At 46.1% G+C, this 13,641-nt stretch carries 19 protein-coding genes; 15 read left to right on the top strand and 4 right to left on the bottom strand.

Going from position 1 to position 13,641, the window contains the following annotated elements; genetic code table 11:
• Nucleotides 1-199: 199 nt before the first annotated feature.
• The 3 genes from ACQG2G_RS18945 to ACQG2G_RS18935 all read right to left on the bottom strand — a co-directional run bounded on the left by ACQG2G_RS18945 (nt 200) and on the right by ACQG2G_RS18935 (nt 3,529).
• Nucleotides 200-1,672, bottom strand: coding sequence for a hypothetical protein (locus ACQG2G_RS18945; protein ID WP_219274236.1), 1,473 nt, complete (start codon nt 1,670-1,672; stop codon nt 200-202).
• A 2-nt stretch (nt 1,673-1,674) separates the two neighbouring features.
• Nucleotides 1,675-2,688 carry a phage integrase gene (locus tag ACQG2G_RS18940; protein ID WP_063855317.1) on the bottom strand — a complete coding sequence of 338 codons (1,014 nt, stop codon included), beginning with the start codon at nt 2,686-2,688 and terminating at the stop codon, nt 1,675-1,677.
• Nucleotides 2,689-2,914: 226 nt separating this feature from the next.
• Nucleotides 2,915-3,529, bottom strand: coding sequence for a phage repressor protein CI (locus ACQG2G_RS18935; RefSeq protein WP_063855318.1), 615 nt, complete (start codon nt 3,527-3,529; stop codon nt 2,915-2,917).
• A 101-nt stretch (nt 3,530-3,630) separates the two neighbouring features.
• On the opposite strand from ACQG2G_RS18935, the gene ACQG2G_RS18930 reads away from it, so the two are divergent.
• The 12 genes from ACQG2G_RS18930 to ACQG2G_RS18875 all read left to right on the top strand — a co-directional run bounded on the left by ACQG2G_RS18930 (nt 3,631) and on the right by ACQG2G_RS18875 (nt 9,991).
• Nucleotides 3,631-3,867 (top strand): regulator, encoded by a 237-nt coding sequence (locus ACQG2G_RS18930; protein WP_248766645.1) that lies wholly within the window; start codon nt 3,631-3,633, stop codon nt 3,865-3,867.
• A gap of 106 nt (nt 3,868-3,973) precedes the next feature.
• On the top strand, nt 3,974-4,237 hold the full coding sequence (locus ACQG2G_RS18925) for a hypothetical protein (RefSeq protein WP_063855319.1): 264 nt from the start codon (nt 3,974-3,976) through the stop codon (nt 4,235-4,237).
• A 28-nt stretch (nt 4,238-4,265) separates the two neighbouring features.
• Nucleotides 4,266-4,775, top strand: a complete 510-nt coding sequence (locus ACQG2G_RS18920; protein ID WP_248766644.1) for a phage regulatory CII family protein — start codon at nt 4,266-4,268, stop codon at nt 4,773-4,775.
• A 7-nt stretch (nt 4,776-4,782) separates the two neighbouring features.
• Nucleotides 4,783-4,983, top strand: a complete 201-nt coding sequence (locus ACQG2G_RS18915) for a phage filamentation protein Fil family protein (protein ID WP_248766643.1) — start codon at nt 4,783-4,785, stop codon at nt 4,981-4,983.
• Nucleotides 4,947-5,288 (top strand): DUF5347 domain-containing protein, encoded by a 342-nt coding sequence (locus ACQG2G_RS18910; RefSeq protein ID WP_219978516.1) that lies wholly within the window; start codon nt 4,947-4,949, stop codon nt 5,286-5,288. The genes ACQG2G_RS18915 and ACQG2G_RS18910 overlap by 37 nt, the downstream gene beginning before the upstream one ends.
• Before the next feature lie 67 nt (nt 5,289-5,355).
• Nucleotides 5,356-5,589, top strand: coding sequence for a DUF2732 family protein (locus tag ACQG2G_RS18905; protein WP_076751183.1), 234 nt, complete (start codon nt 5,356-5,358; stop codon nt 5,587-5,589).
• On the top strand, nt 5,589-5,816 hold the full coding sequence (locus ACQG2G_RS18900; protein WP_248766642.1) for a TraR/DksA family transcriptional regulator: 228 nt from the start codon (nt 5,589-5,591) through the stop codon (nt 5,814-5,816). The genes ACQG2G_RS18905 and ACQG2G_RS18900 overlap by 1 nt, the downstream gene beginning before the upstream one ends.
• On the top strand, nt 5,813-6,670 hold the full coding sequence (locus tag ACQG2G_RS18895; RefSeq protein ID WP_248766641.1) for a DNA adenine methylase: 858 nt from the start codon (nt 5,813-5,815) through the stop codon (nt 6,668-6,670). Before ACQG2G_RS18900 ends, ACQG2G_RS18895 begins: the two co-directional genes overlap by 4 nt.
• Nucleotides 6,667-9,069, top strand: coding sequence for a replication endonuclease (locus tag ACQG2G_RS18890; RefSeq protein WP_219978520.1), 2,403 nt, complete (start codon nt 6,667-6,669; stop codon nt 9,067-9,069). Before ACQG2G_RS18895 ends, ACQG2G_RS18890 begins: the two co-directional genes overlap by 4 nt.
• Nucleotides 9,070-9,225: 156 nt before the next feature.
• Nucleotides 9,226-9,414 carry a hypothetical protein gene (locus ACQG2G_RS18885; RefSeq protein ID WP_039025457.1) on the top strand — a complete coding sequence of 63 codons (189 nt, stop codon included), beginning with the start codon at nt 9,226-9,228 and terminating at the stop codon, nt 9,412-9,414.
• Between the two features lie 9 nt (nt 9,415-9,423).
• The gene (locus tag ACQG2G_RS18880) at nt 9,424-9,657 is read left to right on the top strand and encodes a DinI family protein (protein ID WP_039025458.1); all 234 of its coding nucleotides are present in this window, start codon (nt 9,424-9,426) and stop codon (nt 9,655-9,657) included.
• A gap of 73 nt (nt 9,658-9,730) precedes the next feature.
• Entirely contained in the window at nt 9,731-9,991 is a 261-nt protein-coding gene (locus tag ACQG2G_RS18875; protein WP_063855325.1) for a hypothetical protein, read from the top strand.
• 66 nt (nt 9,992-10,057) lie between these two features.
• Here the strand turns inward: ACQG2G_RS18875 and ACQG2G_RS18870 are convergent, their stop codons facing one another.
• A complete protein-coding gene (locus ACQG2G_RS18870) occupies nt 10,058-10,795 on the bottom strand; it encodes a DUF4145 domain-containing protein (RefSeq protein WP_039025460.1) in 738 nt (245 codons plus the stop codon).
• Nucleotides 10,796-11,251: 456 nt separating this feature from the next.
• On the opposite strand from ACQG2G_RS18870, the gene ACQG2G_RS18865 reads away from it, so the two are divergent.
• Genes ACQG2G_RS18865 through ACQG2G_RS18855 form a run of 3 tightly spaced genes read left to right on the top strand, consistent with a single transcriptional unit; the run spans nt 11,252 to nt 13,624 of the window.
• The gene (locus ACQG2G_RS18865; protein WP_014884910.1) at nt 11,252-12,061 is read left to right on the top strand and encodes a TIGR04255 family protein; all 810 of its coding nucleotides are present in this window, start codon (nt 11,252-11,254) and stop codon (nt 12,059-12,061) included.
• A gap of 18 nt (nt 12,062-12,079) precedes the next feature.
• Nucleotides 12,080-12,751: a helix-turn-helix domain-containing protein gene (locus tag ACQG2G_RS18860; RefSeq protein WP_014884909.1), complete on the top strand. Its 672-nt coding sequence runs from the start codon at nt 12,080-12,082 to the stop codon at nt 12,749-12,751.
• Between the two features lie 9 nt (nt 12,752-12,760).
• Nucleotides 12,761-13,624 carry a hypothetical protein gene (locus tag ACQG2G_RS18855; protein WP_014884908.1) on the top strand — a complete coding sequence of 288 codons (864 nt, stop codon included), beginning with the start codon at nt 12,761-12,763 and terminating at the stop codon, nt 13,622-13,624.
• The last annotated feature ends 17 nt before the right edge of the window (nt 13,625-13,641 follow it).

Genomic DNA, 13,641 nt, shown 5'->3' with positions numbered 1-13,641 from the left:
CATCTAACTCCTTGTTTTATTTGGTGGCCCCTGCTGGACTTGAACCAGCGACCAAGCGATTATGAGTCCCATATTATGTCTATGTAAAACAATGATTTATATATTTTTCAAAAGGTTGCAAGGTAGAATAGTGCCGAATAATTGCTTATGGTAAAGAGGTGTGCTGCCTTTTTGCTGCCAAAACACCCCACTCCTAAAGTTAATTTTGTTTTCTCCTGCTAAGCTTAGCTATCTTTGACTTGCTTTTTTTGGCATTTTGAGTAATTTTCTTTTTCTTGTTTTTTTCTCTATTGTCACGTCTTTTTACATCACTATCTTTATAAATCCAATTTATGATATTTTTCGGCCGCTGAAAGTCGAAAATAATTCTGCTGAGAAAACCTGTCCCTAAATAAATCTCTTGTCCGTTATTTTCACTGTAAATGGCCTCTTCATTGACAGTAACCAAATCCATTGTGTTTAGTTTACTGTTAGTTACCCTTTTTCTCTTCAAAATCCCCGGATGTATCTTATTTGCTTCATTATAGAATTTTTCAGTATCTAAGCATAAAACGACAATAAATTCTCCAAGAAGAATATCTTTGATAGTCTCATTGGGAAGGTTCAAGTTTAACAATGGCTTGGTTAATTTTAATTTAAAGCTATCGTTGATGTTAAATACAGTGCCATTGAAATTTGAGACTTTCATCCAGCTATTGAACCCAACAAACCCCATTTCAACGTTTTTGTAAGTTCCAATGAATAAGCATTCGTCTATAACGTGTATATCCCAAAGTTTTCCAAGAGATATGCGTCGCCAAGAATCCATTATTTTTTCTGAAAAGTAATTAGGTATATAGTTATTATCTTGGATTTTTACTGTTTGTTTATGAAAGTGATCATATCCCTCTCCTGTATTTATTGTGTTTGTTACATCTTTCATATGTTGTAGTTGTTTTTTCGTTCTTTGATAGTGTTTTAAATCGACAGGCGATAACTCTTTTGTATATTGCTCATCAAAAATAGGACATTCTGAATGTAGAGAAAAATTAGCAGCATCGCAAAACTCAAGGTTTTTTTTGCCTGTTTTCAGCTCGACAATAGATAGAGTGCCATCAAAATAGTTTCTTACTAATAAATCTCCTGTGTGTATGAATGTCGTTAGATCAGATGAGATACCAATTGTAAATGGGTTGGAATTAATCTCCTCAAGTGTTTGTATTGCTTCTTTTAAATTCTTGATTGAGAGGTTGTCAAGATTATCATCTAAAGGTAATCGCCTAATCGTTGAGTGTTCATCTTCGAGAATAGTCCAAACGATAGAGTCAATAAAACGTCTTAGAATTAAAATTTCTGATTTTAAAGTGTTGATTTTGTTAATGCACTCTTGTTTGGCATCTTTGTTTTTTTGTCGATGAAATTCTTTTTTCTTTATCTCCAGACTTTCAATTTCACTGAGTTTATTGATGACATTGTGAGAGATTTTTATTTGTGCTTTTTTCCAACCATCATGTACTGCAGAAATAAATAATTTATAATCTTTTTTTATATTAGAAAAACCGACTTTATCTATTCCATAACTTCTTATCAGGAAAATTAGTTCTGTGACTAAAGAGATAAATTCATTGTCAAATACTCTCTTGATGGGTAAAAAAGGACGCATTTTTTGCTGCATTTCTTTTTCAATATCCATTTTTATATACCATTTAAGGGGTTCAAAGATATTGCTTCAGTTAAATGATCTGGAGCAAAATGGGCATATCGCATTGTTACCTTGATATCGGTATGTCCAAGTATTCGTTGTAGTACGAGAATATTACCTCCGCGCATCATAAAGTGGCTCGCAAAGGTATGCCTTAGAACGTGCGATAACTGCCCGTCAGGCAATTCAATTCCTGCTCGCTTAATTGCACCACGAAACGCAGAATAACACCTCGTAAATATTGGTTTTGAATTCCGTATTTTGGGGAGAGCTTCATAAAGTTCATCAGATATCGGAACGGCGCGGTTTTTCTTGCCTTTAGTTTTGATGTAAGTGATTTTTCCGGGGCTGATTTGCTTGCCTGTTAGTGATTCCGCTTCGCCCCACCTTGCGCCGGTTGCAAGGCAGATTTTAACAATAGTCACTAAATCTGTCGCTTTGCTTTTCTCACACTCAGCTAGCAATTGCTTAATTTCTTCAACTGTAAGCCATGTCAGTTCAGCCTCATCAATTTTAAATTCCCTAACGTTTTCGAGTGGGTTTGGCAAACTCCAGTGATCCAGCCTTTTTAGTTCGTTGAACATAGCACGGAAATACGCCAGCTCAAGATTAACAGTACGGGGAGCCACGGTTTTTACACGATCCGAACGTGTGATTTTCCCGCTTAAACGTTGCTCGCGGTAGGTTGCAAAAAGCTTGGCGTTGAATTCTGTTGCAAGAGGATTTCCCATAGCAAAGCAGGCAAATTCCATTGCGCCCTTACGCTTGAGGCCATCAGAGAGTGTAACACCATGTGCATTGAACCAAGTATCTACGAGGTCAGTAACTCGACGCTTATCTGCTTTTTCTCCTAACCAGGGCTTGTCCTGCGCTTGATCCTTAATGTGGCGCTCAAAAGCCATGGCTTCCCCCTTGGTGGCGAATTGGCGACGGATGCGCCGCCCATCCCTACCGTTAGGGAAGACCTGAGCCTGCCACTTACCATTAGCTAACTTTGAAACAGCCATAATCAGTTTTTAGAGCAAATTCGTTTTGATTTACTGATAGTGCCGTCATTGCAAACAAATTTGCCATCAGATGTACAGTGTGAGACGCCACCTTTTTTCCCTGAGCATGGATAATTGCGTGCATATGAGGGCTGTGTTGCCAAAAACACTAAACCTAACGTTACGATTGCCATTAATTTTTTCATGCTAGTAGCCTCAACTCATTTCCGTATAAAGTCGTATTCGATCATTCTGTAAATGCTGTTTTGCTGATCACCCTACCGTTAACCTCAATATCCGATGGGGTGCATTCAAAGGATGCTGGGCCATTCTCTACACGTAAGCGCCCGCCTGGAAGGCGATAAACTTGCCTGATGCTCAGAAAACCATCTAATTTAATCAGCCAGATTCCATCATTGATTTCTCCCTTGAACTCATCCACAAGATAGAAAGCCTTTTCAAACTTCACCAAGAAAGGAGCTGATGAATCTGCGGGGATAAGGCAGGCGTCATAACGGACCTGTTCAGATGATGAGTAAATCCCATTTGAGATTTCTTTTAATTGCAAAAGCAATCCACTGTCATTGATTATTTTTGTGGTGGGACTGCCTTGCCCTGTAGTTAGCCAAAGCATAGATGCGCCAGTATCAAGGTGACATGCAATAAGCCAGTCGTGCGGAAAAGTATCGCGCATCCAACGGTTTGCCATTGTACTTTGAGATACTCCTAGATGATCGCACAAAGCCTGTCTGGTACTGAATCCATAAGCCTGAAGGATGCGAGTAATTGCCTCTTTACCTCCACTTTGAGATGTGAAATTGTAAGCTGAGATCGCTTTAGGGGTTTCTTTTGTGTTTGACATATTTAAAATGCGATCCTATCATCGGTTTTGTGGTGTTCGGAATGATTGCGAATAGTTCCGAATGGTGAAGTTTTAAAACACAAACTGAGGAATAGTGCATCATGAATCGTAATTTTACAATGCGCCCCAGCATCAACCTTGTGGTATCTGAGCCATTCATCACACTGGATGAGTTCTGCCGCCGCACTGGTTACAAGCCAAGCTATGCCCGCCAAATGATCCGTGAAAACCGACTTCCTATCAGGAAGAAGGCCGGAGTTAACAGCCTTATCGAAATAAACATGTTTGCTTTGACGATGGAAGCCGCTCAGGGCTGCGAAGTCACAATGCAAGCCTGATAGTTCCATTTTGGGATAGTTAGGGATTAACCACATGTTTGTTTACGTCGTTTCCAAACATGCTGCAGATGAACCCTGAATCGTTTGCATAAGGAAAAGTAACTTTATGGCTTCTGAAATCACCATCTTAAAAATACCTGCAGCAATAGTCACTTTGCAGCAGTTTGCGGAACTGGAGGGTATTTCTGTGCGTACAGCTTATCGCTGGACAACAGGGGACAATCCTTGCGTTCCCATCGAGCCACGTAAAATCCGCAAGGGATGCAAAAAAGCCGGAGGGCCAATCCGTATTTATTACGCTCGCTGGAAAGAGGAGCAACTGAGAAAAGCTCTTGGGCATTCCCGTTTTCAACTTGTCATTGGTTCTTAATCCACGGTGAGAATTGCAAGGATTCAATATGTTTGATTATCGAATTTCTCAGCATCCCCATTTTGATGAAGCTTGCAGGGCTTTCGCATTGCGTCACAACATGGCGAAGCTGGCACAGCGCGTGGGCATGAATGTCCAGACGCTGCGCAACAAGCTTAACCCTGAGCAGCCCCATCAGCTCACGCCGCCGGAAATCTGGCTGCTGACGGATATCACTGAGGACTCCACGCTGGTTGATGGTTTCCTTGCTCAAATTCATTGCCTGCCGTGCGTGCCGCTGAACGAAGTGGCAAAAGAGAAACTGCCGCACTATGTCATGAGCGCCACCGCTGAGATAGGGCGCGTTGCTGCCGGTGCCGTTACTGGCGATGTGAAAACCACTGCTGGACGCCGTGATGTGATCAGCAGCATTAACTCAGTAACTCGCCTGATGGCACTGGCTGCCGTTTCGATGCAGGCGCGTTTACAGGCTAACCCGGCGATGGCAAGCGCGGTGGATACCGTGACGGGCCTCGGTGCTTCGTTCGGTCTGATTTGAGGTGGTTATGCTGACTAAAGAACCATCTTTCGCGTCACTTCTCGTTAAGCAAAGTCCGGCGATGCACTACGGTCACGGCTGGATCATGGGGAAGGATGGCAAGCGCTGGCATCCGTGCCGTTCTCAGGATGAACTGCTGGCTGACCTGTCCACAACCAAACAGGGGAAATCATGGCTATTGAAGGCGCTGCAGCGACTGTTCCATTAAGCCCCGGTAAAAGGCTGGACGCATTGAATCATATTGCGGAATTGAGAGCTAAAGTGTTTGGCCTGAATATTGAGTCGGAGCTTGAAAGGTTTATTAAAGATATGCGCGATCCACGCGACGTAAATAATAAACAAAATGAACGGGCACTCGCAGCCATTTTTTATATGGCAAAAATTCCGGCAGAACGTCACGGCGTCAATATTAGTGATCTGACTACTGACGAAAAGCGGGAACTGGTGAAAGCAATGAATCATTTTCGTGCAGTGGTGAGCTTATTTCCCAAACGGCTAACCATGCCGAATTAATCCACAACAGAAATTAATGGCGTAAACCCGCCGGGCTTCTTATTGCCCAAATTCAGGAGAAACAACTATGCGAAATATTGAAACTCGTACCACTAAAACCGGAGCAGATGATGCTGGACTCAACCTGCTGCTAACTGAGGCACGCAAAGAAGAACGCCGGGGACGCGCAGATGTGATGGCTGCGCGTCTGGATTCTTTAGCTGCTCGTATCGTGTCACGTCAGCTTAACCACACGGAAGCGGCTGAGTTGCTGCGTCAGGAAGCTGTGAAGATTCAGAACGAAGCGCAGGAGATCCACTGATGGCTGATTCAATGGACCTTGTACAGCAGCGCGTTGAAGAAGAACGCCAGCGCCACATCCACACCGCCCGCAATAAAACACCGGGCGTTTCCCGTGTTCTCTGCATTGATTGCGATGCACCGATCCCGCCAGCACGCCGCCACGCCATTCCGGGCGTGCAGTGCTGCGTCACCTGTCAGGAAATCGCAGAGCTGAAAGGCAAACACTACAATGGAAGTGCTGTATGAGCACCATCCTGAAATGGGCGGGAAATAAAACCGCCATCATGCCGGAACTGATTAAGCACCTTCCCGCTGGTCTGCGACTGGTTGAACCTTTTGCGGGTTCCTGCGCTGTGATGATGGCGACAGACTATCCTCATTATCTTGTCGCGGATATTAATCCAGATCTTATCAATCTCTATAAAAAAATTGCCCTTGATTGTGAAGCTTTCATATCACGCGCAAAAAATATTTTTGCGATTGCGAATAGAGAAGTTGCTTATTACAACATTAGGCATGAATTTAATCATTCCTCTGAAATTACTGATTTCATGAAAGCAGTATATTTCCTTTATCTCAATCGTCATGGTTATCGTGGGCTGTGCCGCTATAACTTGAGCGGTCATTTTAATGTTCCTTACGGTAATTATAAAAATCCGTATTTCCCTGAAAATGAAATACGCGCTTTTGCTGAAAAGTCTCAACGCGCAACGTTTATTTGTGCCAGCTATGATGAAACACTGGCGCTGCTGCAGGCTGGTGATGTTGTTTATTGTGATCCGCCATACGATGGTACATTTAGCGGTTATCACACTGCCGGTTTTACAGAGGACGACCAGTATCATCTGGCGTCTATTCTTGAGCGCCGGTCATCAGAAGGTCATCCGGTTATCGTGTCCAACAGCGACACATCCCTGACCCGTTCTCTCTATCGTAATTTCTCCCGCTATCGGCTGACGGCAAAGCGCAGCATGGGCGTGGCTGCCGGTGATGGTAAGTCCGCCGTGGAAATCATCGCTGTTTCAGGAGCTACCCGCTTTAACCGGGTTTATTCCACACACGGGGGTGTGTGCTCGGTTATTTTAGAGGTGCGGGCGTGACGGTAGGTAAGTTCGCGCCCCACAATGTAGCAACCACCGGCGGCTCGAATGAGGCCGCCGTGGCCTTTTCATGGAATAACCCCAAAAAAGCGGTTAACCCATATCTGGACCCGGCGGAAGTTGCGCCGGAGTCTGCGCTTTCAAACCTGATTGCTCTTTACGCTGCGGATAACGAGCAGGAGCAGCTGCGCCGTGAGGCGCTGAGCGATGAGGTCTGGGAACGCTATTTCTTCAATGAATCCCGTGATCCTGTCCAGCGCGAAATGGAGCAGGACCGGCTGATTAGTCGTGCCAAAATGGCGCGCGAGCAGCAGCGTTTTAATCCCGATCTGGTCATTCTGGCTGACGTTAACGCCATGCCGTCCCATATCAGCAAGCCTCTGCTGGAGCGGATTAAATATTTCCATAGCCTGGGCAGAGCAAAAGCCTATTCCCGCTACCTGCGCGAAACAATCAGGCCGTGTCTTGAGCGGCTGGAGCGCGTGCGTGACAGTCAGGTGTCTGCCTCTTTCCGGTTCATGGCAAGTCATGACGGGCTGGAGGGGCTGCTGGTACTGCCTGAAATGAATCAGGATCAGGTCAAGCGTCTTTCCACGCTGGTTGCGGCTCATATGAGCATGTGTCTTGATGCGGCCTGCGGTGATCTGTTTGTCAGCGACGATGTTAAACCAGAAGAAATCCGCCAGGCATGGGAAAGGGTTGCAGCAGAGGCGATGCGCCTTGAGATCATCCCGCCTGCGTTTGAGCAGTTACGCCGCAAAAAGCGCCGCCGCAAGCCGGTGCCTTATGAACTGATCCCACCATCGCTGGCGCGTATGTTGTGCGCGGACTGGTGGTATCGCAAACTGTGGCAGATGCGCTGCGAGTGGCGGGAGGAACAGCTGCGCGCCGTCTGCCTTGTCAACAAAAAAGCGTCCCCGTATGTCAGCTATGAAGCCGTGATCCACAAACGCGAGCAGCGCCGCAAATCGCTGGAGTTCTTCCGCTCGCATGAGCTGGTCAATGAAGACGGCGACACGCTGGACATGGAAGACGTGGTGAACGCCAGCAACAGCAACCCGGCACACCGCCGTAATGAAATGATGGCCTGTGTTAAGGGACTGGAGCTGATCGCGGAAATGCGCGGAGACTGTGCGGTGTTCTATACCATCACCTGCCCGTCACGCTTCCACGCAACCCTCAACAACGGCAGACCTAATCCTAAGTGGACCAGCGCCACCGTCCGTCAGAGCAGTGACTATCTGGTTGATACGTTCGCCGCTTTTCGCAAGGCAATGCACAAGGCCGGGCTGCGCTGGTACGGCGTCCGCGTTGCAGAGCCGCACCATGACGGCACCGTGCACTGGCATCTTCTGTGCTTCATGCGTAAAAAAGACCGCCGTTCCATCACCGCGCTGCTGCGTAAGTTTGCCATCCGTGAAGACCGCGAGGAGCTGGGCAACAATACAGGGCCGCGCTTCAAGTCCGAGCTTATCAACCCGCGCAAGGGCACGCCGACCAGCTATATCGCTAAATACATCAGCAAAAACATTGACGGGCGCGGGCTGGCTAAAGAAATCAGCAAAGAAACCGGCAGATCGCTGCGTGACAGCGCCGAGCATGTCAGCGCATGGGCGTCACTGCACCGTGTCCAGCAATTTCGTTTCTTTGGTATTCCGGGGCGTCAGGCATACCGGGAGCTGCGCTTGCTGGCTGGTCAGGCGGCGAGAGTGCAGGGCGAACGCAAAGCGGGCGCACCGGTACTGGATAACCCGCGTCTGGATGCGGTACTGGCGGCAGCTGATGCGGGCTGCTTTGCCACCTACATCATGAAGCAGGGCGGTGTGCTGGTTCCCCGCAAACATCACCTTGTCCGCACGGCTTATGAGCTTAACGACGAGCCGAGTACCTACGGCGATCACGGTATCCGTATCTATGGAATCTGGTCCCCGATTGCAGAGGGCAAGATTTGCACGCACGCGGTGAAGTGGAAAAAGGTTCGTAAGGCCGTTGACGTTCAGGAGGCGGCAGCCGACCAGGGCGCTTGCGCCCCTTGGACTCGTGGCAATAACTGTCCCCCTGTTGAAATTTTGAACCAATCAGGGGGCAAATTACCTGAAACCAAAGAACCGGAGGCGCTGCCGAATCTCCACGAACTGAGCGCTAAGGAACGGCGGGAGCTGACAGCCCGGCTGAGGCTGGTAAAACCGAAGCGGTGGAAAGGGTACAAGCAAGAAATTAACGATCTCCAGCGCCATCAGCTCGATGCTGAACTGAGGTCCAGAGGGTTTGAAGCGAGTGAAACGGAGGTGGATCTGCTTCTACGTGGTGGCAGTATTCCGTCTGGGGCTGGGTTACGTCTTTTCTACCGCAACCAGCGCCTGCAGGAAGATAATAAATGGCGGCAGTGGTATTCGTGAGTATCGTCTGTATCTTCCGGTTTAGTGATCCCCTCAGAGGTATCTGATTGAAATTGAAAAAAGGATTTTACAAATAGAAATGCCCACTATACTGTATATATAAACAGTGGATATACATACAGTTATGTTTATCCGATAGTAGTGATAGGAGGGAAAATGCAGGATTACCTTTTGGAGTCGTTGAAGCTCCAGCGCATTGATTTTTTTATCAAGCTTGTAGCGGCTAGTGAGTGTAACGACGAAGAAAAGCGGCTGGCTATCCAGTGGGTTTCTGAGTTGACCGATGAGCTTATGGCGAAAATTCGTACCCATGAATATGGTCGGTCAATGGATGTTTCCAGTTAGGGGGTCCCTATGCGAATTGAGATAATGATCGATAAAGAGCAGAAGATTAGCCAGGCAACTCTGGACGCTCTGGAGTCCGAACTTTACCGCAACCTGCAGCCCATCTATCCAAAGACAGCGATCCGCATCCGTAAAGGGTCGGCAAACGGCGTTAAGTTGAGCGGCTTAAAGCTTGATGAAGACAAAAAGCGAGTGATGGAAATTATGCAGCAGGTTTGGGAAGACGACAGCTGGTTACATTAAGGAGCGTTGCTGGCGTAAGAACTTATTTCTGGCGTCAGCAAGGTTGAATAACGAGAGTAGCGAGGCGTTAGCCATGGGTAAAAAAGACAGTAATCACCAGATTATCTATCGGGGCCAGATGCTGGAACGGTTTACCCCTGGCGGCTGGGTCTTTTTTCAGCGTCCAAAAGAGTGCGGCGGGGGGTTTTGGTTGGGCCGCACCTATGAGGACTGCTTCTGGCTTGAGCTGGAATTTCCCGTTTCGCTGTATGACGGCCTGGGGTCTTTGATGGAAGTCACCAGGGTAGAGCAGCGAAGCGATGAATTTGATGCGAATTATTCTCTATTTGATTAAACCTAGTAGGTAAGCTTGTCAGGGGGAAAGGCTTGAAATAAGCAGCTGGCCGCCCTGACTTTTATTTTATTCTTTAAATTTATCGCTTAATCGCTTTGTCAGGACTTCAACTGACTCTTTCTTGCCGGAGAACAAATCGCTAACTACATACTCCATAATCACAAACGCATCTTCAATGTCTCCAGTTTTAACTCCGTCATAGGTATGACTCCCGGCATTGCCTAAGAATTTTATAGCCATAAGTTGCTCTGAAAACGAGCTATATAATTCTGGAAGCATCTTTAATCGGTGGTGTAATGTGATGCGTTTATCCTTGTCATTCCGTTCTGCAACCCCCATTGCTGTTAGCATTCTTTCAACTGAAATCCGGATAAGATTTGCTGCAGCCCCAGGCTGTACTAAGAAAATGGAGAATGAGGCTTCAAGTGGCTCTGAAATTTCTTCTGGGCACTTCTCAGGTAGTTCAAAAGGGTGAAGAGTGGGGAAGAATGTGAAAGGTTTATACCACTGATAGTATTCATCTTGATTTGTGCTTTCATCCCAGCCCTGCTCCCATCCCCCTTTGCCTGTGCAGGCAACAACTTCGCCACATTGTTTTCTTGAGCAGCGGGCCATGCAACTGAAAACTGATGAGTCCATATCTGGTTCAAACCACTCTTCGCTTCTGTATTTGATCGTAGCGTGCGTGTCTTTAAGGACAAAGCTTTCGGTAATTATTTGCAGGGTTTTTTGTCCGCACTGCGGGCATGGCCATTCCACTTGCTTATCTTGGTAAAACGCTCCAGAGATCTTGTGAACAGACATTTTTTTATACTCCTGATTTTTATAATGGATCGGGTCTGCAATCTTCATTCCCGGTAATGGACGGTTTAAAATATGTCATAACTGGTTGTTAAAAAAAGACTCTGATAGGAGTGCAAGCAGGCATGTCGGAAGTTTTTTTCCGAAATGGGATCTTGTGCATGACTATGGCGCATGAATCCGCATGATCGTTTGAGGATCGTTTTAGCTGGGGCCCGCCAGGAATGGCGGGCTTTTGCTTATGTCATGCAGGCGCATGAAAACCACTACATAAAGCGGGCAGGCGTGGCGGGGCTACGAGCGCGCGTTCGTGGAAAGCGGTATTGTTCCTTTTCGAATCTATAGGCCCGTACTATCGATGTAATCGTGAACTTATCGGTGGAGAAAGTGTCAACCTATGTGTAAACTAGGCGTCATGAAACAAGAGATATTAAATGAAACATTATCAAGGAGGGCGACATGAGTGCTAACACTGAACGCATGTCCAATGCGCCCGTTTATTACGCATTGGTACAGGCTAAGTTCACGCCTGTGGCAAAAATGGCCATGTACATTCCTGACATACAGGAAGCGTTGCGAGTTGAGGGCTACCCTTTTTATGAGACTCAAAGTACTACCCAACTAAAGTTCGAGATCGTTAATCCGAACGAGCCGCCGGTTCATTCATTTGAGCCCGTCACGCAGTGGATAATCTTTAACGCTGAAAGAACTGCTGGGTTCGTCATAGGTAACGACTTTATTACCTTTCATACAACGGACTATAATACGCACGAACCATTTGTTTCTGCACTGATGCTGGGACTTAGTAAAGTTCTTGAGTTTGCAAGGCCGTCCTTGGTGAGCCGTATTGGGCTAAGATATCTTGATGCTGTATTTCCTGAAGGTGAAGAGGTTATAGAACAATACCTCGTAAATGAATTGCATGGGGTTAACCTTGGATTAACTCCTATTCAATCCTTACAGGAGGCCGTATATCAAACTTCCGTGGGACCAATGATTCAAAATGGCTTCATGGTTTCGCGTATTTACAAAACGAACACTCAACTTGGTTTTCCTCCGGACATGGTGCCTAATGGTTTGGTTGCACTACCAAGGTTTAGAGATACGGAACAGCGTCGTCATGCGGTCATTGATACTGATCACTATGTAGAAGGTAATATGCCATTTGACTTGCAAATGGTTGAAGAACAGATACTTTCCTTGCATAGTAAAGTTAAAGAAGCGTTTAAAGGTATGGTTTCAGATTTTGCTTGGGCAAAATGGAAATGATACATCGGAGGAATTAATATGTTTGCAACTCCTACTGGCGGTACTGGACGAATCGAGCGTTATGCGACTCCTCCGCTGAGTTGTACGCAAAACAGTTCGAAAATGCCGGGTATCGTGGTCGCTGCCTCATTATTGCTTGTTGGTACTGGTGCCTCTTATCCAGTTGATGGGTATAAGCATTGGCGTCATTATGTACAGCCAAGGGTTCAGTTTGCTTTTGACTCAAGTGATGCATTGATTTTTTCTGCTTCTGCCCCTGATGTTGATGTAAGAAGCGTTGCCCAGCATTTGGCTAATATACGAGAGATTCTGTCCCCTTCAATGTCTGAATTGGCAAAGGATTTGGGGATAACACGACAAGCTCTCTATAAGTGGCTTTCTGGAGAAAATCAGCCTGAAGATGACGTCAAAACGCTTGTTATCACAAATCTGAGTAACATTGCTGATGCCTTTTCTGAGGCAGGAATCGCTGATGCAAAAATGTTAGTCAAAATGAAAGCCTTCAATGGCCGGTCGTTAATGGACTTGGTCAAGGAAGGAGAAGATTGGCATAAGCCTGTCCAGATACTGATTGATGAATCTAAAGCGATGAATGCGGCTGCAGAGGCCGCCAATTTTGCAGCAAGTAAGGCGAAGCCTACAGATGGTTGGAAATCATCTGTTTCAATTCCTGGCACTGTAGAGGAATAAATCACATTTATGTTGGTACGAGGAACATCATGGCGTCAGGGGCATGTTCTTAAACATGATGATGCCGTTTCACTTGGACTTCTGAGCCCTGATGAAACTAACCATAAAGTTGTTGTTATTACACATGATTGTGATTTACAGAGTGATTCTGAAAAGAATGTTGAACTCATGTTTGGCCCCTTGAAAAAGGGGTCAAGCAAGATGAAGAGAGCAAAACACCCAAGAATCCTTGATCTTTGTTTTGAGAACCCTGAAAGCCCTAAGAAAGGGGCAGTTGAACTTCGACATGAAAGGAAAGCAATAATTTCTAAAAAGGATTTCCCTTTTACGGAAAATGATCCGGCATATACTATTTCGTCAGAAGAGAAACAGGGACTTAAACAGTGGTTAGCTGCTAAGTACGGTCGTCCCGCGTTCCCTGACTCCTTCGAAGAGCGGTTGCGCGCCTTTGACCTGGAAAAAAATGGCGAAGATGTTAAATTCGTTTTTGAAAAAGCAGTTGCTGACATAATTTCAACAAACTCAGAGCATTTGATTGGTGTGTTTTTTGATTTGGGTGAGGAGAGATTCATCGATCTCGAGGAAGGTGAACCTTACGAGCTTGCCATCAATGTGGTGTACGATGCGACAGAGGGCGGTCCAGATGCAAGAACTGCTGCAGAAAATACCTGTCTTGCTTTGAAAGAGCTATTTTTTAAATTCTATGGTGATCCGAAACAGGGGCATTCGGAACTCATCGAATTAACTAATTGTGTAGCAGTTGCTGATACTCATTTTTCACTTTATGCCTTGCGAAGAATGGATCAGTGGAGGGTGGAATACATCAGTCTTGAAGATGAGTCTTATGGAGACTTTATTGGCGCAGGTGTATGAACTGGCTGTTATTACAG

This window comes from Enterobacter cloacae complex sp. 382A5 (assembly GCF_050031095.1).
GTDB lineage: Bacteria > Pseudomonadota > Gammaproteobacteria > Enterobacterales > Enterobacteriaceae > Enterobacter > Enterobacter cloacae.
The sequence above is the reverse complement of the archived record's forward strand: the minus strand, read 5'-3'. Positions and strand labels throughout refer to the sequence as shown.